Here is a 17,078-nt window from a genome sequence, read left to right as displayed (position 1 = left end):
CCGGCGGGTGTTTTTACTTCTACCTTATTCAGTTCCGCCTAACTCTCTTCAACCCCGCCCACCAAGCCTATCCCCGCCATGGACATGCAGCGCCTCGCCACCGCCTCCCGACTTGCCAACATCGAAGCCTTCCACGTGATGGAGCTGGCCAAGCAGGCCGCTGAACTTGAACGTGCCGGGCGCCACATCATCCATATGGGCATCGGCGAGCCCGACTTCACCGCGGCCGAGCCCGTCGTGCGGGCTGCCGAGGCAGCCATGCGCCGGGGCGTCACGCAGTACACCGGCGCGCTGGGCATCGCGCCGCTGCGCGAGGCCATCGCCGGCTATTACAAGACCACATACGGGATCGATATCCCGGCGCGCCGGGTGATGGTCACCGCCGGTGCCTCGGGTGCGTTGCTGCTGGCTTGCGCAGTGCTGGTGGAGATTGGCGCCGAGGTGCTGATGCCGGACCCCAGCTACCCTTGCAACCGCCATTTCGTCGCAGCCTTCGACGGCTGCGCCAGGATGATCCCGAGCGGGCCGGCCCAGCGCTTCCAGCTCACGGCCGGGCAGGTGGAAGCGCACTGGGGCGAGCGTACCCGCGGCGTGCTGCTGGCGTCGCCCTCCAACCCCACCGGCACCTCCATTCTGCCGGACGAGCTGGCGCGCATCCTGAAGGCGGTACGCGCCCGCCGGGGCTTTGCCATCGTCGACGAGATCTACCAGGGCCTGTCCTACGACGCGCCGCCGGTATCGGCGCTGAGCCTCGACGATGACGTGATCACCGTCAACAGCTTCTCCAAGTACTTCAACATGACCGGCTGGCGCCTGGGCTGGCTGGTGGTGCCGGACGAACTGGTGAACGCTTTCGAGAAAGTGGCGCAGAACCTGTTTATCTGCGCTTCGGCAGTGGCCCAGCACGCGGCGCTGGCCTGCTTCTCCCCCGAAGCGCTGGCCATCTACGACGCGCGCAAGGCGGAGTTCCACCGCCGCCGCGAGGCCATTGTGCCGGCGCTGGAGGCGCTTGGCCTGCGGGTGCCGGTCAAGCCGGATGGGGCATTCTATGTGTATGCGGACTGCCGCGGCGTCAACCACCCCGCCGCGGGCGACGCCGATACCCTGACCCAGGCCATGCTGCACGATGCCGGCGTGGTCATGGTGCCTGGCCAGGATTTTGGCCCCTACACGGCCAGCGACTATATCCGGATCTCGTACGCGACATCGATGGAGAACATCGAGGAGGCCATGGCGCGCCTGGGCAAGTTCTTCGCCTGAACGACGGCGCGACGGCGCGACGGCGGGCACAAACGGAAAAAGCACCCGAGGGTGCTTTTTTCCTGCCTGCCACAGCGTATCAGGCGCTTTTCGGCACGTTCCCGGCGGCTTCCAGCTTGTCGCCGGCCGTACCTTGACGGTGCTCGGCCTGCGGCTTGGCATCGGCAGTCACTTCGGGCCTGGTGGCCACGGGCGTGGCCGCGACGCTGTGTACACCCGGCAGCTGACGCAGGCGGGCACGCTCTGCCAGCACCTTGGCGCCATAGCCGCCGTCATTGTTGGTGGTCGCCGCGCCAACGTAATACTTCAGGCCGCCTTCCAGCGAACCGGCGCGGGCGATGCAGTCCTTCAGCACCAGCGCGCCGATCTTGATGTTGGCGTACGGGTTGAGCGCGGCAGCAACGCCGCCCACGGCCTCGTACTTGTCCTGGTGGATCTTGGTCATCACCTGCATCAGGCCCTGCGCGCCCACGCCGCTCTCGGCGTAAGGGTTGAAGCTGGACTCGATGGCGATCACGCCCAGGATCAGCAGCGGATCGATGCCAACCTCGCGCCCGGTCAGGTAGGCAGCCTTCACCAGCTGCGCGGTTGCCTGCGCGGCCACGCGGTATTTGCGTGCGATGTATTCAGCCACCACCGCCTGCTCGCGCGCGCTGCCCAGCGTCGCCGGGTTGCGTGCATCCAGCGCCACGCGCTGGGCCGGGATCTGCGCGGCCAGGTGGGCCACGGAGGGCACCTTGCCGGCCGGCTGGGCCCACTCGTCGGTACCGGACACCGTCGGCAAGCCCACGGGCTTGGCCATGGCAAGATCCAGCTTGGCCGCAGCCACGTCAGCCGTGGTGGCAGGCACCGCGGCTTCCATCAGTACCGCGGGCGCTTCCTCCCCGGCCAGTGCACCAGCCAGGGCCGTACGCCATTCCTGGCTGACCGACAGCGATACGGCTGCGACTACAGACACCACCCCGAGACTATTCAGGGCATATTTCAATGTTGCGCGACCGCCCCGTATGGCGCGGTTAGCGACCGGATGCGCAAGACGGACCTGCACAGCCCGATTCACTCCGGGTACCGGTTGTCTGAAACGGACCTGCAATGCCCGTCCGACTCCGGGAAGATGAAGGGTTTTCCAACCACTCATACTTACCTCCATCCGCCGTCCGCTTCATGCCGCGCTGATGCGCCGCACGCCCGTTGACCGCGTATTCAAGTAAGGATGCCGCGCCGCCTAGCAATGACGTCCAGCACCTGTTGGTGGGCGCTCCCCATGCGCCCAACGAGAAACAGGGTAGGCTCTTGGGGGAGCCTGCCCTGCCGCGAACTACTCAAGGCACCCGGCCACTGCCGGGGCGATCGTCCGGACCCGCCCTGCTCAGGCGAATCCGTTCATTGATCAGATATGGATGATTCTTCACGCACCCCTTGACAGGGAGGAAAAATCTGTGCTGCACCGCAACACTCCAATGAGCAAGAACGGATTGTAGAAACCCTTTTATACCTCGTCAAGAATAACGTTTTTATTTATCAAAGCTTTTGGTTATATGTAACAAGACTCTTTGATGCACTTTTGCTCACCCCGAACTCGGGGAAAGTCAGTACTGGCAAAGCATGGAGGCCGTCGTCGCTGACCTCGGCAGAGTCAAAAAATTTACAATTTGATGACGCAAATGCGTTCGATTTTTTTGCGTCTCACTGCACCAATGTGTAGATTGATGCGCATCAATTGCCCGGACAGGTGCGCTCGGACGCCTGACCACCACTAGAATTCACTATGAAATACAACGACTTGCGCGATTTCATGGGCCAGCTGGAAGGCCTTKGCGAACTGAAACGGATCGATGCGCCGGTGTCGCCCGACCTCGAAATGACCGAAATCTGCGACAGGCTTTTGCGGGCGGAAGGACCGGCAGTCGTGTTCGAAAACCCGAGCGATCCCCACAAGCCTGGCCAGAGTTATAGCGTCCCCGTACTGGCCAATCTGTTCGGTACGACACGCAGGGTGGCGCTGGGCATGGGTGCCGAAAGCCTGGCCGATCTGCGTGACATTGGCCGTGTCCTGTCGGCGCTCAAGGAGCCCGAACCGCCGCGCGGCCTGCGCGAGGCCGGCAAGCTGTTTACCCTGGCCAAATCCGTATGGGACATGGCGCCCAAGCGCGTTGGCAGCCCGGCCTGCCAGGAGGTGGTCTGGGAGGGCAACGACGTGGACCTGGCGCGCCTGCCCATCCAGACATGCTGGCCGGAGGACGCGGCGCCGCTGATCACCTGGGGGCTGGTGATCACCAAGGGCCCGCACAAGAAGCGCCAGAACCTGGGCATCTACCGCCAGCAGGTCATCAGCCGCAACCAGGTCATCATGCGCTGGCTGGCGCATCGCGGCGGCGCGCTGGATTTCCGCGAACACGCGCTGAACCACCCCGGCAAGCCATTCCCGATCGCGGTGGCGCTGGGCGCGGATCCCGCCACCATCCTGGGCGCCGTCACCCCGGTCCCGGACACCCTGTCCGAATACCAGTTCGCCGGCCTGCTGCGCGGCAGCCGCACGGCGCTGGCCGGCTGCATCACGCCGACCCTGTCCGAGCTGAGCGTGCCGGCGTCGGCCGAGATCGTGCTGGAGGGCCATATCCAGCCCGACCCGAATCACCCTTCGGGCTACCAGCACGCGCTGGAAGGCCCGTATGGCGACCACACCGGCTATTACAACGAGCAGGACTGGTTCCCGGTCTTCACCATCGACCGCATCACCATGCGGCGCGACCCGATCTACCACTCCACCTACACCGGCAAGCCGCCCGACGAGCCGGCCGTGCTGGGCGTGGCGCTGAACGAGGTCTTCGTGCCGCTGCTGCAGAAGCAGTTTCCGGAGATCACCGACTTCTACCTGCCCCCCGAGGGCTGCAGCTACCGCATGGCCGTGGTGCGCATGAAGAAGCAGTACGCCGGGCACGCCAAGCGCGTGATGTTCGGTGTCTGGAGCTTCCTGCGCCAGTTCATGTACACAAAGTTCATCGTGGTGGTGGACGACGATGTCGACGTGCGCGACTGGAAGGAAGTGATCTGGGCGATCACCACGCGCGTCGATCCCGCCCGCGATACCGTGCTGGTGGAGAACACCCCGATCGACTATCTCGACTTCGCCTCGCCGGTATCGGGACTGGGCTCGAAGATGGGCATCGACGCCACCGACAAGTGGCCCGGCGAGACCACCCGCGAGTGGGGCCGCCCGATCCAGATGAATGCCGCGGTCAAGGCGCGCGTCGACGGTATGTGGGACTCCCTGTTCGAGGCCCGGGCCAAGGCGTGATGGCGGGCAGCATGTAAGATCACGTTTGCCGGGGCGGCGATGCATGGCGTCGCCCCGGCCCAAAATCCGGCCCCGACTCGTATCGCCAGGCATCGCACAGCATCGCATCGCATCGCAACCCATCCGCACGTCCGCGCAGACGGACCCAAGGAGGAGACATGAGCACCCTTGAAGAAGGAAAACTGATGTGGACGCCGTCGCCGGCGTTCCGCGACGGCAGCCGCATCGCGCACTTCATGCGCTGGCTGGAAAGCGAGCGCGGCCTCGCCTTCGCAGACTATGCCGCGCTATGGCAATGGTCGGTGACGGACCTGGAGGCTTTCTGGGACGCCATCCGCGCCTACTTCGATGTGCGCTTCGACACACCGCCCGCAGGCGTGCTCGGCGATGCCTCCATGCCCGGCTCGCGCTGGTTCGAGGGCGCGAGCCTGAATTATGTGCAGCAGGTTTTCCGCCATGCCGGCAGCGGCGCGGCGCGCCAGCGTGCGGCCATCCGCTACGCGGGCGAATCCGTTGAGGTCACGGACCTCAGCTGGGACGCGCTCGAACAGCAGGTCGCTTCGCTGGCGCACGCCCTGCGCGAAATGGGCGTGCGCCGCGGCGATCGCGTGGCCGGCTACCTGCCGAATATTCCCGCCACGGTCGTCGCCTTCCTCGCCACCGCCAGCCTGGGCGCGATCTGGTCGGGCTGCGCACCGGACATGGGCCAGGTCGCGGTGATAGACCGTTTCCGCCAGATCGAGCCCAAGGTGCTGATCGCGGTCGACGGCTACCACTATGGCGGCAAGGCCTACGACCGCGCACCGGTGCTGGCCGACCTCGCCGCCGCCCTGCCCTCGCTGACGGACCTGGTGCTGGTGCCGGCTGGAAATCCGGCTGGAAATCCGGCTGGAAATGCCGATGTCGGCGCGATCCCGCTTCCGCCCGGCGTGCGCCGCCACGCCTGGCAAGACGTGCTGGCGCATCGCGTGCCGCTGGCGATCGAGCCGGTGCCGTTCGACCACCCCCTGTGGATCGTCTACTCCTCCGGCACCACCGGCATGCCCAAGCCCATCGTGCATGGCCATGGCGGCATCGTCATCGAGCAGCTCAAGCTGATGGCGTTCCACAACAACCTCGGGCCGGACGATGTCTTCCACTGGTACAGCAGCAGCGGCTGGATCATGTGGAACGCCCAGGTGGCGGGACTGTTGCTGGGTACCACCATCGCGCTCTACGACGGCAACCCCGCCTGGCCCGATGCCGGCGTGCTGTGGCGTTTCGTGGATGAGGCCGGCGTCACCGCCTTCGGTGCCGGCGCGGCATTCTTCACCAGTTGCATGAAGGCAGGGATCGAACCCGCCCGCGTGGCCGACCTGTCCCGACTGCGTGCGCTCGGCTCGACCGGCTCGCCGCTGCCCGCCGAAGCCTACGACTGGATCTACCGCCACGTGCGCGCCGATATCTGGCTGGCGCCCATGAGCGGCGGCACCGACTTCGCCGGCTCTTTCGTCGCCGGCTGCCCGATCCTGCCCGTCTATTCGGGCGAGATGCAGTGCCGCTGCCTGGGGGCAAAAGTGGAAGCCTTCGACGAAGCAGGCCACGCGCTGATTGGTGAAGTGGGCGAACTGGTCTGCACGGCGCCGATGCCGTCGATGCCGCTGTTCCTGTGGGGCGACGCCGACGGCAAGCGCTACCGCGACAGTTACTTCGACACCTATCCCGGCGTCTGGCGCCACGGGGACTGGATCAAGATCACCGCGCACGGCGGCGCCATCATCTACGGCCGCTCGGACGCGACCATCAACCGCCACGGCATCCGCATGGGCACCAGCGAGTTGTACCGGGTGGTGGAAGACCTGCCGGAAGTGCTCGACAGCATGGTGGTGGATCTCGAATATCTCGGCCGCGACTCCTACATGCCGCTGTTCGTGGTGCTGCGCGAGGGCCTGACGCTCGACGACGCGCTGCGCGACATCATGCGCGCGCGCATCCGCAGCGCCCTGTCCTCACGCCATGTGCCCAACGAGATCCTGCAGGTGCCCGGCGTGCCGCGGACGCTGTCGGGCAAGAAGATGGAAGTGCCGGTCAAGAAGCTGCTGCTTGGCCACGCGCCGGACAAGATCGCCAATCGCGATGCCATGGCCAACCCGGAGACGCTGGCCTGGTACTTTGCCTACGCCGCGCGTTTTCTCGCCGCGCGCGCGAGCGAATCGGCGCCGGTGTGAAATAAAAGAAAAGCGGGTGCGCCGCATTGGCGCACCCGCTGCCCTCCCCGCGCTACAAATCAGAACACCATTCAGAACTCCACTTCCAGCTCGCTGATTTCATCGGGCTCTTTCTTCGCGTCCGCGATCCATTCCTGCAGCTCGGGCATGGCGAGGATCTGCTTGCAGTATTCCACCGGCGCAGGGTCCAGCAGCACGCCATAGGTCAAAAAGCGCGTCACCACCGGCGCATACATCGCATCGGCCATGGTGCGCTTCCCGCCGAACAGGTAGGGCCCGCCATACTGCGTCAGGCATTCGGTCCAGATCTGTGTAATACGGTCGATATCGGCCTGCGCGCGCGACCACACCTTGAAACCGGGAAAGTGCCCCTTCAGGTTCATCGGCAGCGCCGCGCGCATGGCCGCAAAGCCCGAGTGCATTTCCCCGCAGATGGCCCGGCAATGCGCGCGCGCCGCGCGCTCCTCGGGCAGCAGCCCAGCCTTGGGGCTGACCTCGTTGAGATACTCGGCAATGGCCAACGTGTCCCACACTGTCACGCCCTCGTGCAGCAGTCGGGGAACAAGGATGGAAGGCGACAGCAGCAGGATTTCCGCCCGCGCCGCGGCATCGTCGGGCGGGACCAGCACTTCATCGAATTCCAGTCCCGCGAAGCGCGCCAGCAGCCAGCCGCGCAACGACCATGAAGAATACGTCTTGCTGCTGATGGTCAGTGTCGTCCTTGCCATCACGCCTCCTTGCCCCTGGCAAACGCCGTTGTGTGCGCCACTGAACAGTGTGCCTGTGCCCCTCGGTGCAGTGTCGTGCCACGTGCCATGTGCTTTGCGCTCGCTGCTTCTACTCTCTGCCTTTACTCGTTACCTCTACTATGAATTTGTACTACATCATCGCGATGACATTGGTATTGCAGACACCTTTGCCTGCGCGGAAGCGCTGCAACCGGCGCGGCACTGGCACGGTGCGCCACGCAGCACCAGCATGAGGCAGCGACACCGGCAAAGGCCCAAGCGCGCCGCTCCCGCACGGCGCTTGCGCCACATACGAACCAGAACAGGTCACCCCGTTGTCCCATACGGGCAGGCCTGCAAGCCTCATGCCAACAACGTCGCCGTGGCACACAAATTGCGGCTAATGAGGTCAACGCATAAAAAGGGGGGAAGCCATGCTGTACCAGGTGTACCAAAGTTATGCGGACCTCATGCACCCTGCCTGCAGCCTGGCCGACTTGGTGGCGTTATTGCTGGCAACGAACCCGCGCCTAGCTGCTTGCGAGCCGATACTTGTCACGCGTGCCGCCTGCGAAGTGCTCGCACTGAGCAGGCTGACGCACCATCGCCGGGCTTTCGGCATCGAGAGCGTCACCGTCAACGGCATGCCGCTACAGGTGACCGAGGAAGTGACCGCGAGCACGCCGTTCTGTTCGCTGCTGCACTTTCGCAAGCACGGCGTATCCGGCCAGCCGCGCGTGCTGCTGGTGGCGCCGATGTCGGGCCACTTTGCCACGCTGTTGCGCGGCACCGTGCTGACCATGCTGCGGGACCACGATATCTATATCACCGACTGGCACAACCCGCGCGACATCCCGTTGTTGCACGGGCGCTTCGGCTTTGACGAGTTCGTCCATCACCTGATCGATTTCCTGCACGTCCTCGGCGGCGGCACGCACCTGATGGCGGTTTGCCAGCCCACCGTGGCAGCGCTCGCCGCGGTGGCCCTGATGGCGGAAGACGGCGACCCGGCCCAGCCGCCCAGCCTGACCCTCATGGCCGGCCCCATCGACGCGCGCATCAACCCGACCAAGGTCAACGCGCTCGCTACCAGCCAGCCTATCGAGTGGTTCGAGAACTCGCTCACCGGCTACGTGCCGTTTCGCTTCGCCGGCGCGATGCGCCGCGTCTATCCCGGCTTCATGCAGCTGATCGCCTTCATGTGCATGAACAGCGAACGCCACAAGCAGGCCTTCCGCGATCTCTACGACCTGCGTGCCAACGGCGAACATGCCCGCGCCGATGCGATCCAGGTGTTCTACGAGGAGTATTTCGCCACCATGGACCTGAGCGCGGAGTTCTACCTCGAAACCGTCAGCATGGTGTTCCAGCGCTTCCTGCTCGCACAGGGCCAGCTTGACGTAAGCGGCCGCCGCGTCGACACGCGCGCGATCCAGCATACGGCGCTACTCACGGTGGAAGGCGAGCGCGACGATATCTGCGCCATCGGGCAGACCATGGCCGCGCAGGAACTGTGCGCCAGCCTGCGGCCCTATATGCGCATGCACCACGTGCAGACCGGCGTGGGGCACTACGGCGTATTCAACGGCAAGCGCTGGGAAACGCAGGTCTATCCGCTGGTGCGCAACGCCGTGCATATGAGTTCGTGACGCCGCGCAGGGCCCGCGCAGGCCCCGCTAGGTGGCGTCCTTGTCCTTTGTGTCCTTTGTGTCCTTTGGCCACGGCGTCACCGGCGGTACGGCGCATGGACCCTCGGCCTCGACCGTACGGAAGTCGGCCGGACCCACGATCTCCAGGTACTCCATATCCGGCGAGTAATCGAACAGGTAGTGGGTGATGCCGGGACGCTGGTGGACGCAATCGCCGGCCGCCACCAGCGTCTCCTTGTCCTCGTACATGAAGCGCGCCCAGCCCTTGAGCATCAGCACCACATGGAACTGCGCCTCGTGGCGGTGCCAGCCGGTGCCCTGCACCGGCGGCTGGTTGGCCTTGACCAGTTGCACCAGCAGCTTGCCGCCGGTGGCCTCGGCAATACCCAGGTCGCGATAGAGGAAAAAATCACGCAGACCCTGGTCGACGAAGGCGGTGTCCTGCGGGCGCACGTGGGAAAACTTCGTCGGTGTGGAGTCCGCGGCGGGATCGCCGGCGGACGCGCTGGACTTGCTGAAGGACCCGGCCATGACAAGCTCCTTTCACTGAGGGAAAACGCACTGCGCTGGGACGCAACATTCACGCCAGCAGCGGGCCGGCGCGCGCTGGCCCCGAAATGCGTAAAAGCCGATCTGAATGTGGATCGCCAGCCGCTCGCGCGCCGCGCATGCACCTGGCGCAGGCGCGGCGTTTCAGCCTGGCACCCCCGGGGCACCGGGCCGGTGCCATGCATGCCGGTCATCGGCCCGGCGGTTCGCCTGCGCGGGCGGCGCGATGACGGCTATGATGCAACGATACGCGCTCCCAGGAAGCTCTGCATGCAGCCTCTTTCCCATATCCATTTCCAGGGCCAGGCTTTGATCCGGGTTGGGAGCGAACAGAGTTTCCTCCTGCTCGCCCCGCAGTTCGGCGGCCGCCTGGTGCGTTGGGTATATCGCGGCGAGGACATCCTGTACTGGCCGGACAACGCCGACTGGTCCCAGCCCGGGCGCATTCGCGGCGGCAATCCGTTGCTGTTCCCCTTCATCGCCAGGCATTTCGCCGACGGCGTGCCCGGCGCCTGGAAAGACGCCGACGGCATCGTGCGCCCAATGCCGAACCACGGTTTTGCGCGCGACCTGCCTTTCACGGTCACGCGCCACGAGCCGGAACGCAGCATTACCATGGTGCTGGAAGCTTCGGATGCGACGCGCGCTTCCTACCCGTTCGATTTCCGTTTCGAAGTCACTTACCGCCTGCTCGAAGACGGGCTCGAAGCCACGCTGCGCACCCGCAATGCGGGTGCGCAGCCGCTGCCTTCGATGCTTTCGATGCCTTATTACGCGGGCCATCATTTTTATTTTGCACTCGATCATCAGGCGCGCGGGACTTCCGGGCTGGCCATGCCTGACGCCACCCTGGCGCACCAGCGCGCGCATGGCTCGCCCGCATCCAGCGGCGCCGGCGCCGCGGCGTATCGGCTGGACGACCCGCGCCTGCAGGACACCTTCCACGTCCTGCAGCCACGGCTTGCCGGGCCGCGCGCCTGCACGCTGGCCATGGCGCCCAACGCCGCTGCCCCGCATGGGCGCAAGCTGGTGATCGACCTGGATCCGCCCGGCAGCACGCCGTGGTTCGCCGTCACCACTTGGTCCGAGCACGTCGACGCCGACTACTACTGCGTCGAGCCCTGGCTCGGCCTGCCTGACGCCATCCACCACTGCGTGGGGTTGCGCTCGCTCGCGCCAGGCCAGGAAGAAGCGGCAATTTGCCAGTTGCGCCTGGACCGATAGCCTGCGCGCGCACGTCCCGCTTGCCCGAACAAAGCCGAAAAGTGCAGCCCGGGACTCCCTGTCCCCGCTCCGCCGGAAGCGAGCCATCCGCATCAACTATAATCGCGGTCGCGACGGGAGTTCCGCCGCTATTGAGATTCACGCGGAGTCTATGACGTTTCGAGCAACAAAGCTGGCTGCCTTTGCCAGCGCCCTGGTCCTCGCTTTTCCGATTCTTCTTCTGTGCGTGCCGCGTGGCTCAGGCATCTTCCTGGCCGCCGTCGTGGTGCTGGCGCTATGCGCCGGCCACGGAATGCGCAAGACGTGGAGGACATACCGCGACCTGCTGTATCCAGTTGGCCTGGCTATTCTGACCTTGATGGTCGTCTACCTGGGCTCAAAGCTGTACTTCGGCGTGCCGTGGAGCGTCATCGACAATCCGTCAAGAATCTTGCTGGCCCTGCTGGCCTGCCTGGTAGTCATGCGCACAAACCCGGATCCCAGGGCAATCTGGCACGGCATCACGATCGCACTCGTAGTTGGTCTCGTCATCGTCGCCATCCAGCGCTTCGCGCTGAGCGAGGACCGGCCGTCCGCATGGACGCAGGCCATTGCATTCGGCAACATGGTCGCCGCGCTTGGCTTGATCGGCTTTGCCCGACCGGGCACCACTCGTGGCACGCACGCGTTGGCCTGGGCAAACCTGGCGCTTGCAGCATTGATCCTGATCCTGAACGGTACACGGGGAGCGACGCTCGCCATGCTTCTTACAGCGCTACCGCTGCTCTTTGTCCGGTACCGCGGATTGAGTCCAGCGAGATTCTTTGCGGCAATGGCGCTGGTTGCGGCATTGGGGGCTGGCCTGTATATGATTCCTCGCAGTCCCGTGGCGCAGCAAATTGATCAGGTGCGCAGTGATATCGGGCTGTTCGAGAGAGGGAACGCGGAAACATCCGTCGGGGCACGGCTGGAGGTGTGGAGGATCGCGGCAGCCTCGATCGCCAGGCACCCGTGGATGGGCGTCGGCGTCGGGCAGTTCGCACGCATACTGCATGCATCAGACTTCTGCGCGGGCAGCAGGTCCGTGGCTTGCAATCTGGAACATGCGCACAACGACGTGCTGGAGGCTGCAGCAACCACCGGCCTGCCCGGCATGCTCGCGCTGCTGGGCATCTTCCTGATTCCGGCCGGCATATTCGTGCGGACGTTGCGCCTATGCCGCAACAATGGCAACGCGCTGGGCGTCAGCCTCAGTGGCGCCGGCCTCGGCGTCGTGATGGCGAGCATGATTAGTGGCCTGACCCAGGTGACGATGGCGCACCAGGCGAACATCGTTTTCTACGCCGGCATTATCGGGCTGTTGCTCGGCCTGGTTGGCGTACAAGCAAAGCGCCCCGACGCCGACAAGGCAGCTCCCGACCGCAGAAGTGTGGAAGCCATGAAAACCATGCTAGAATCCGCCTCCAGCAAGCCTTAGCGGGCGTCGTATAATGGCCATTACCTTAGCTTCCCAAGCTAAAGACGTGGGTTCGATTCCCATCGCCCGCTCCACCTCAGATTGAAACGAGCCGCCTTCGCCACCTGGTCGCATGCCCGACCAGGATTCGCCCGGCGGCTTTTTTGTTGCCATGCTCCCCCAAGACCCCAGTTCCGATCCGACGCCAGCCGACGACGCTGACAACGCGCCCACCCCGGCAGCCGCCGGCACCGACGTCGCGCATGCGCGCCGCATCCGTTCCTTCGTGCGCCGCGCGGGGCGAACATCCACCGGCCAGCAGCGCGCCATCGATGACCTGGGGCCGCGCTTCATCCTGCCGTATGCCCCGCAGCCGCTGGACTGGGAGGCGGCCTTCGGCCGCGCCGCGCCGGCGATCCTGGAGATCGGCTTCGGCATGGGCGAGACCACGGCGCATATCGCGCAGTTGCGCCCGCAGGACAATTTCCTGGGCTGCGAGGTGCACGAGCCCGGCGTCGGCGCCCTGCTCAAGCTGATTGGCGAGCGCGAGATCGGCAATGTGCGGATCATGCCGCACGATGCGGTCGAGGTGATCGCGCATATGCTGACGGAATCCTGCCTGGATGGCGTGCACATCTTCTTTCCCGACCCCTGGCACAAGAAGCGCCACAACAAGCGGCGCCTGGTGCAGCCGCCGCTGGTCAAGCTGCTGGCCAGCCGCCTCAGGCCGGGTGGCTACCTGCACTGCGCGACCGACTGGGAAGAATATGCCCACCAGATGGTGGAAGTGCTCTCTGGCGAGCCGGCCCTGGTCAATACCTCGGACGCTGCCGGCGGCTTCGCGCCGCGGCCGGACTACCGCCCGGTAACCAAGTTCGAACGCCGCGGCGTGCGCCTTGGGCACGGTGTGTGGGACGTGGTGTTCCGTAAGCGGGCCTGAGGCCGCTGCGGTCATTTGCTCTTGGCGTCGACGGGGATGCCGGAGCCGCTGCCGGCCGCGGGGCCTCGCCTGGGCCGGCGCACGGTTCTCAGCTTCCCGCTGCTTCCGCCTCCGCAGAAGAACTGATCGCCGCCATCGGACTCCAGCCCCGACACGCCGACGCCGGGCGGCATCTCGAGCCTCTGCAGGACCTCTCCCGTTTGCGGGTCGATTCGTCTCAGATCGCTCTCGTCACCGTCCCAGGTGCCGTGCCAGAGTTCGCCGTCGACCCAGGTGACCCCGGTGACGAAGCGGTTGGACTCGATGGTGCGAAGGATCGCGCCTGTGCGGGGATCGACCTGATGGATCTTCCGGTCCCGATACTGCCCCACCCAGAGCGTCCCTTCGGCCCACGCGAGCCCCGAGTCGCCGCCGCCGCCGGGCGCCGGGATCGTGGCGAGCACGCGGCCGGTCTCCGGATCGATCTTCTGGATGCGATCCTCGGCGATCTGATACAGGTGCTGGCCGTCGAAGGCCGTTCCCGCATGCGCGGGAACATCAATCGAGCGCAGTATCTTCCCGCTCGCCGGATCGATGGCATTGAGCTTGTCGCCGGCAGCAAACCAGACTTGCTGTCCGTCATACGTGACCCCATGCACGCTGTCGACACCCGGAAAGGGTTCATACTCGCGGATGATTTCGGCTGCTGATCGTTTCATGCCTTCCATCCTAGTCACTCGGCAGTGGCGCGGGGAGTAACAAGGTCGTCGCGAATCCCGGCACGGGCGGGGTCATCCAGCGACGCGCTCGCCCGCGGCCAAACGACTGCGCCTTGCCGGCTGCCGCAAGCGCGTCGAGTGCCCGCTGCACGGTGCGCTGGCTCGCTCCAAGCGCAAGCGCCAGGGCCGAACTCGACCACGACGCTCCGTCCGCGAGAAAGGCAAGCACCGTCGCATGCGCCTCTTCGACCGGCCGCGCCAGCACGACGACCTCGCTTGCGCGGCGCGGCACCAGCGCAAACCCTCGCTTCGTCGCGCTCACGCCGGCCAGCGTCCGCAGCATAGTGCGAAGCCGCCCGACTTCGACCCGCAGCCGCGCGCGATGCGACTCATCGGCGAGCTTCGCCCGGAATGCCCGCGCGATAAGCGTGTCCCTCGGCACGTCCGCGGGCCACGCTTCAGCCAGCGCGCGTGCCAGCGCGAACAACACCGGACGACTTGCCAGCGAGACCACCGTGCCTGCGTCACGCACGGCATGACGGCATCCGTCCACGACGAGCGCCCTCGATGCCAGCAAGGCCTCCACCTCCTCGAGCAKGAGGAATCGCTCCTCGCCGCGCGCAATCAGGCGCGCCGCGGGCGTGTTCAGGACGCGTGCCGCGCTTTCGACCTCCGCCGCCAGCGCCGGGATACCTGCGTGGCGCGCGGCGCGCCAGGCCCGGGCGAGCGCTGCGCGCGCCGGCTTCGTGTGCAGGCGCCGCATCGCGATCCCCGCAACGACCAGTTCATGGGCGGCTCTCAAGGCGGGCGGGAAGGGAGCGGGATCGAGCCCGGCGAGCGTACGCTCGGCCTCGTCGAGGCGCCCGATCAGCACGAAGCGGCGGACCTCGAGATACCGCGCATGCGCGGCGTTCACCCGGTCGCCGTGCGCTTCGAGCGTCGCCCGCGCTGCGTCCAGCGCCTTCGCAGGCCAGCCCAGGTCGCGCGAGACGAGCGCGATCTCGGCCTCGGCGACGACACACCTCGCGCGGGCCACGGGCTCTTTCGGACCGAAGGCGCGCGCCGCACTTCGCACGAGCGCCTTCGCGCGAACGAAATCGCCGAGCTGTGCCATCGCGATGCCGCGAAGGGCCAGCGCAGGCGCATCGTCGCGCAAGGCGACCCGGTTCAGCGCGCCGAGGGGGTCACCCGCCGCGAGCGCGCGCGCCGCGGCCGTGATCAGCGAATCCATCCGAATCCCGACACACTTGTCACTCCCGCCGTTCGATGTCCGGCACTAATCTAGCACACGACCACCAACCCTCTCGTCGTGTCGAGAACGGAACGAACGACGCAGGACACCCGAAGGAGGCAAGCACCATGACCAGGCATAGGAACGGGACACGTGAACAGTGGCTGGCAGCGCGGCTCGAGCTGCTGGAGGCGGAGAAGGCGCTGACGCGGCGCAGCGACGAGCTGGCGCGGCAACGCCAGGCGCTGCCGTGGGTCCGGGTCGACAAGGAATACCGATTCGAGACCGATGAAGGGAGCGCCTCGCTGGCAGACCTCTTCAAAGGGCGCTCGCAGCTCCTGGTCTACCACTTCATGTTCGGGCCCGACTACACGGCGGGATGCCCGTCCTGCTCGGCGATCGCGGACGGGTTCGACGGCTTCGTCGTCCACCTGGCGAACCACGACGTCACGCTGTCGGCAGTGTCACGGGCGCCGCTCGCGAAGCTGCAGGCGTACAAGCGGCGGATGGGGTGGACGTTTCCCTGGGCGTCATCGCTCGGCAGCGACTTCAACTTCGACTTCAACGTCTCGTTCACCGAGGCGCAACAGCGCGAGGGCGTCGTCCAATACAACTACCAGCGCGGCGGCCACGCGATGGACGCGACGCCGGCCCCGGAACCCGTCGCCCAGTTCGCGGCCACATGCGGAACCGACGCGCCGACGTACTCGCGCGACAGGCCGGGCTTGAGCGCGTTCGTGCGCGAGGACGGCGTGGTCTACCACACCTATTCCACCTATGCGCGCGGACTGGACGGCCTCTGGGGCATGTACCAGTGGCTCGACCGCGCCCCCAAGGGGCGCAACGAGACGGGCGTCTGGTGGCGCCGTCACGACGAGTACGACACGTACTGAGCCGATCAGGTATCAGGCGTGCCAGGCAATCAGACCGGAGTAAGCCGTCGCCAGCACGATGATGCCGAAGACGATGCGGTACCAGGCGAACGGCTTGAAGTCATGCGTGGCGACAAAGCGCAACAGCCAGCGCACGCACAGGAAGGCGGACAGGAAAGCGAAGACGAAACCGATGCCGAAGATGCCAAGGTCGTCGGCGGACAGCAGCGCGCGCGACTTGTACAGCTCGTACACAGTGGCACCGAAGATCACCGGGATAGCCAGGAAGAAGGAGAACTCGGTCGCCACCTGGCGCGACAGGCCGAACAGCATGCCGCCGATGATGGTCGCGCCGGAACGCGACGTGCCAGGGATCAGGGCGAAGCACTGTGCCAGCCCGACCTTGATCGCATCGCGCCAGTGCAGGTCGTCGACCGATTCGATGCGCGGCGCGCCGGCCTGGGCAGCCTTCAGCAAGGCATTGCCTTGCGGGTGGGATACCCGGCCGCGATGGCTTTCACGCCACTCGGCCAACAGGATCACCACCCCGCCGACGATAAACGCGGTTGCCACGGTAATCGGGTTGAACAAGTGAGCCTTGATCCATTTGCCAAACACCAGCGCAAGCACGATCGCCGGCAAGGTGGCGACGATGACGTTGACGGTGAAGCGCCGGGCTTTTTCATCGGTGGCGAGGCCGCTCACCACGGTGGCGATACGGTGGCGGAATTCCCAGCACACCGCCAGGATGGCGCCGAACTGGATCACGATCTCGAAGATCTTGCCCTTTTCATCGTTGAAGTCGAGCAACTGGCCGGCCAGGATCAGGTGGCCGGTGCTGGAGATAGGCAGGAACTCGGTCAGTCCTTCGACGATGCCGAGGATCACGGCTTTCAAGGCGAGAGCAATATCCATTCTTATTGGGAGAGCGAAGGAAAACGAAGGAGAGGCGAGGAAAAGGAAACGAACACGCGAACGGTCTCAAAC

14 protein-coding genes and 1 tRNA gene are annotated in these 17,078 nt (G+C 65.7%); 9 read left to right on the top strand and 6 right to left on the bottom strand.

What is annotated here, in order from left to right; all coding sequences use genetic code 11:
* Nucleotides 1-78: 78 nt before the first annotated feature.
* Nucleotides 79-1,260: a pyridoxal phosphate-dependent aminotransferase gene (locus AC1DQ3_RS07375; RefSeq protein ID WP_477119523.1), complete on the top strand. Its 1,182-nt coding sequence runs from the start codon at nucleotides 79-81 to the stop codon at nucleotides 1,258-1,260.
* Nucleotides 1,261-1,339: 79 nt separating this feature from the next.
* Here AC1DQ3_RS07375 and AC1DQ3_RS07370 read toward each other — a convergent pair whose 3' ends face one another.
* Nucleotides 1,340-2,398: a transglycosylase SLT domain-containing protein gene (locus tag AC1DQ3_RS07370; RefSeq protein ID WP_477119522.1), complete on the bottom strand. Its 1,059-nt coding sequence runs from the start codon at nucleotides 2,396-2,398 to the stop codon at nucleotides 1,340-1,342.
* Between the two features lie 630 nt (nucleotides 2,399-3,028).
* Here AC1DQ3_RS07370 and ubiD point away from each other — a divergent pair.
* Both ubiD and AC1DQ3_RS07360 read left to right on the top strand, forming a co-directional pair.
* On the top strand, nucleotides 3,029-4,558 hold the full coding sequence (gene ubiD, locus AC1DQ3_RS07365; protein ID WP_477119521.1) for a 4-hydroxy-3-polyprenylbenzoate decarboxylase: 1,530 nt from the start codon (nucleotides 3,029-3,031) through the stop codon (nucleotides 4,556-4,558).
* Nucleotides 4,559-4,716: 158 nt separating this feature from the next.
* A complete protein-coding gene (locus AC1DQ3_RS07360; protein WP_477119520.1) occupies nucleotides 4,717-6,765 on the top strand; it encodes an acetoacetate--CoA ligase in 2,049 nt (682 codons plus the stop codon).
* Nucleotides 6,766-6,836: 71 nt separating this feature from the next.
* Here the strand turns inward: AC1DQ3_RS07360 and AC1DQ3_RS07355 are convergent, their stop codons facing one another.
* Nucleotides 6,837-7,493, bottom strand: coding sequence for a glutathione S-transferase family protein (locus tag AC1DQ3_RS07355; RefSeq protein WP_477119519.1), 657 nt, complete (start codon nucleotides 7,491-7,493; stop codon nucleotides 6,837-6,839).
* A gap of 434 nt (nucleotides 7,494-7,927) precedes the next feature.
* Here AC1DQ3_RS07355 and AC1DQ3_RS07350 point away from each other — a divergent pair, with 434 nt between their 5' ends.
* Nucleotides 7,928-9,142 (top strand): polyhydroxyalkanoate depolymerase, encoded by a 1,215-nt coding sequence (locus AC1DQ3_RS07350; RefSeq protein ID WP_477119518.1) that lies wholly within the window; start codon nucleotides 7,928-7,930, stop codon nucleotides 9,140-9,142.
* Between the two features lie 27 nt (nucleotides 9,143-9,169).
* Here AC1DQ3_RS07350 and AC1DQ3_RS07345 read toward each other — a convergent pair whose 3' ends face one another.
* A complete protein-coding gene (locus AC1DQ3_RS07345; protein WP_477119517.1) occupies nucleotides 9,170-9,673 on the bottom strand; it encodes a cupin domain-containing protein in 504 nt (167 codons plus the stop codon).
* A gap of 288 nt (nucleotides 9,674-9,961) precedes the next feature.
* Here AC1DQ3_RS07345 and AC1DQ3_RS07340 point away from each other — a divergent pair, with 288 nt between their 5' ends.
* The 4 genes from AC1DQ3_RS07340 (at nucleotide 9,962) to trmB (ending at nucleotide 13,290) form a co-directional block, all read left to right on the top strand.
* Nucleotides 9,962-10,915: an aldose epimerase family protein gene (locus tag AC1DQ3_RS07340; protein ID WP_477119516.1), complete on the top strand. Its 954-nt coding sequence runs from the start codon at nucleotides 9,962-9,964 to the stop codon at nucleotides 10,913-10,915.
* Nucleotides 10,916-11,066: 151 nt separating this feature from the next.
* Complete coding sequence (locus AC1DQ3_RS07335) at nucleotides 11,067-12,371, top strand: O-antigen ligase family protein (protein WP_477119515.1); 1,305 nt, start codon at nucleotides 11,067-11,069, stop codon at nucleotides 12,369-12,371.
* A tRNA-Gly gene (locus AC1DQ3_RS07330) sits at nucleotides 12,371-12,445 on the top strand. The genes AC1DQ3_RS07335 and AC1DQ3_RS07330 overlap by 1 nt, the downstream gene beginning before the upstream one ends.
* A 77-nt stretch (nucleotides 12,446-12,522) precedes the next feature.
* Complete coding sequence (trmB, locus tag AC1DQ3_RS07325) at nucleotides 12,523-13,290, top strand: tRNA (guanosine(46)-N7)-methyltransferase TrmB (protein ID WP_477119514.1); 768 nt, start codon at nucleotides 12,523-12,525, stop codon at nucleotides 13,288-13,290.
* Nucleotides 13,291-13,301: 11 nt separating this feature from the next.
* On the opposite strand, the gene AC1DQ3_RS07320 is transcribed toward trmB, so the two are convergent.
* Nucleotides 13,302-13,988 carry a Vgb family protein gene (locus tag AC1DQ3_RS07320; protein ID WP_477119513.1) on the bottom strand — a complete coding sequence of 229 codons (687 nt, stop codon included), beginning with the start codon at nucleotides 13,986-13,988 and terminating at the stop codon, nucleotides 13,302-13,304.
* Between the two features lie 10 nt (nucleotides 13,989-13,998).
* On the bottom strand, nucleotides 13,999-15,219 hold the full coding sequence (locus tag AC1DQ3_RS07315) for a helix-turn-helix domain-containing protein (RefSeq protein ID WP_477119512.1): 1,221 nt from the start codon (nucleotides 15,217-15,219) through the stop codon (nucleotides 13,999-14,001).
* A 128-nt stretch (nucleotides 15,220-15,347) separates the two neighbouring features.
* On the opposite strand from AC1DQ3_RS07315, the gene AC1DQ3_RS07310 reads away from it, so the two are divergent.
* A complete protein-coding gene (locus AC1DQ3_RS07310; protein ID WP_477119511.1) occupies nucleotides 15,348-16,112 on the top strand; it encodes a DUF899 domain-containing protein in 765 nt (254 codons plus the stop codon).
* A gap of 12 nt (nucleotides 16,113-16,124) precedes the next feature.
* Here the strand turns inward: AC1DQ3_RS07310 and AC1DQ3_RS07305 are convergent, their stop codons facing one another.
* A complete protein-coding gene (locus AC1DQ3_RS07305; RefSeq protein WP_477119510.1) occupies nucleotides 16,125-17,006 on the bottom strand; it encodes an undecaprenyl-diphosphate phosphatase in 882 nt (293 codons plus the stop codon).
* Between the last annotated feature and the right edge of the window lie 72 nt (nucleotides 17,007-17,078).

This window comes from Cupriavidus sp. 01T418 (assembly GCF_056398885.1).
This window is presented reverse-complemented; position numbering and strand designations above follow the sequence as displayed.

What these genes read in the sequence shown, in the direction of transcription:
- AC1DQ3_RS07320 (WP_477119513.1), bottom strand. Translation starts at nt 13,988, where the DNA reads ATGAAACGATCAGCAGCCGAAATCATCCGCGAGTATGAACCCTTTCCG.
- AC1DQ3_RS07360 (WP_477119520.1), top strand. Translation starts at nt 4,717, where the DNA reads ATGAGCACCCTTGAAGAAGGAAAACTGATGTGGACGCCGTCGCCGGCG.
- AC1DQ3_RS07310 (WP_477119511.1), top strand. Translation starts at nt 15,348, where the DNA reads ATGACCAGGCATAGGAACGGGACACGTGAACAGTGGCTGGCAGCGCGG.
- AC1DQ3_RS07375 (WP_477119523.1), top strand. Translation starts at nt 79, where the DNA reads ATGGACATGCAGCGCCTCGCCACCGCCTCCCGACTTGCCAACATCGAA.
- AC1DQ3_RS07340 (WP_477119516.1), top strand. Translation starts at nt 9,962, where the DNA reads ATGCAGCCTCTTTCCCATATCCATTTCCAGGGCCAGGCTTTGATCCGG.
- AC1DQ3_RS07305 (WP_477119510.1), bottom strand. Translation starts at nt 17,006, where the DNA reads ATGGATATTGCTCTCGCCTTGAAAGCCGTGATCCTCGGCATCGTCGAA.
- AC1DQ3_RS07355 (WP_477119519.1), bottom strand. Translation starts at nt 7,493, where the DNA reads ATGGCAAGGACGACACTGACCATCAGCAGCAAGACGTATTCTTCATGG.
- AC1DQ3_RS07335 (WP_477119515.1), top strand. Translation starts at nt 11,067, where the DNA reads ATGACGTTTCGAGCAACAAAGCTGGCTGCCTTTGCCAGCGCCCTGGTC.
- AC1DQ3_RS07350 (WP_477119518.1), top strand. Translation starts at nt 7,928, where the DNA reads ATGCTGTACCAGGTGTACCAAAGTTATGCGGACCTCATGCACCCTGCC.
- AC1DQ3_RS07345 (WP_477119517.1), bottom strand. Translation starts at nt 9,673, where the DNA reads ATGGCCGGGTCCTTCAGCAAGTCCAGCGCGTCCGCCGGCGATCCCGCC.
- AC1DQ3_RS07370 (WP_477119522.1), bottom strand. Translation starts at nt 2,398, where the DNA reads ATGAGTGGTTGGAAAACCCTTCATCTTCCCGGAGTCGGACGGGCATTG.
- trmB (WP_477119514.1), top strand. Translation starts at nt 12,523, where the DNA reads ATGCTCCCCCAAGACCCCAGTTCCGATCCGACGCCAGCCGACGACGCT.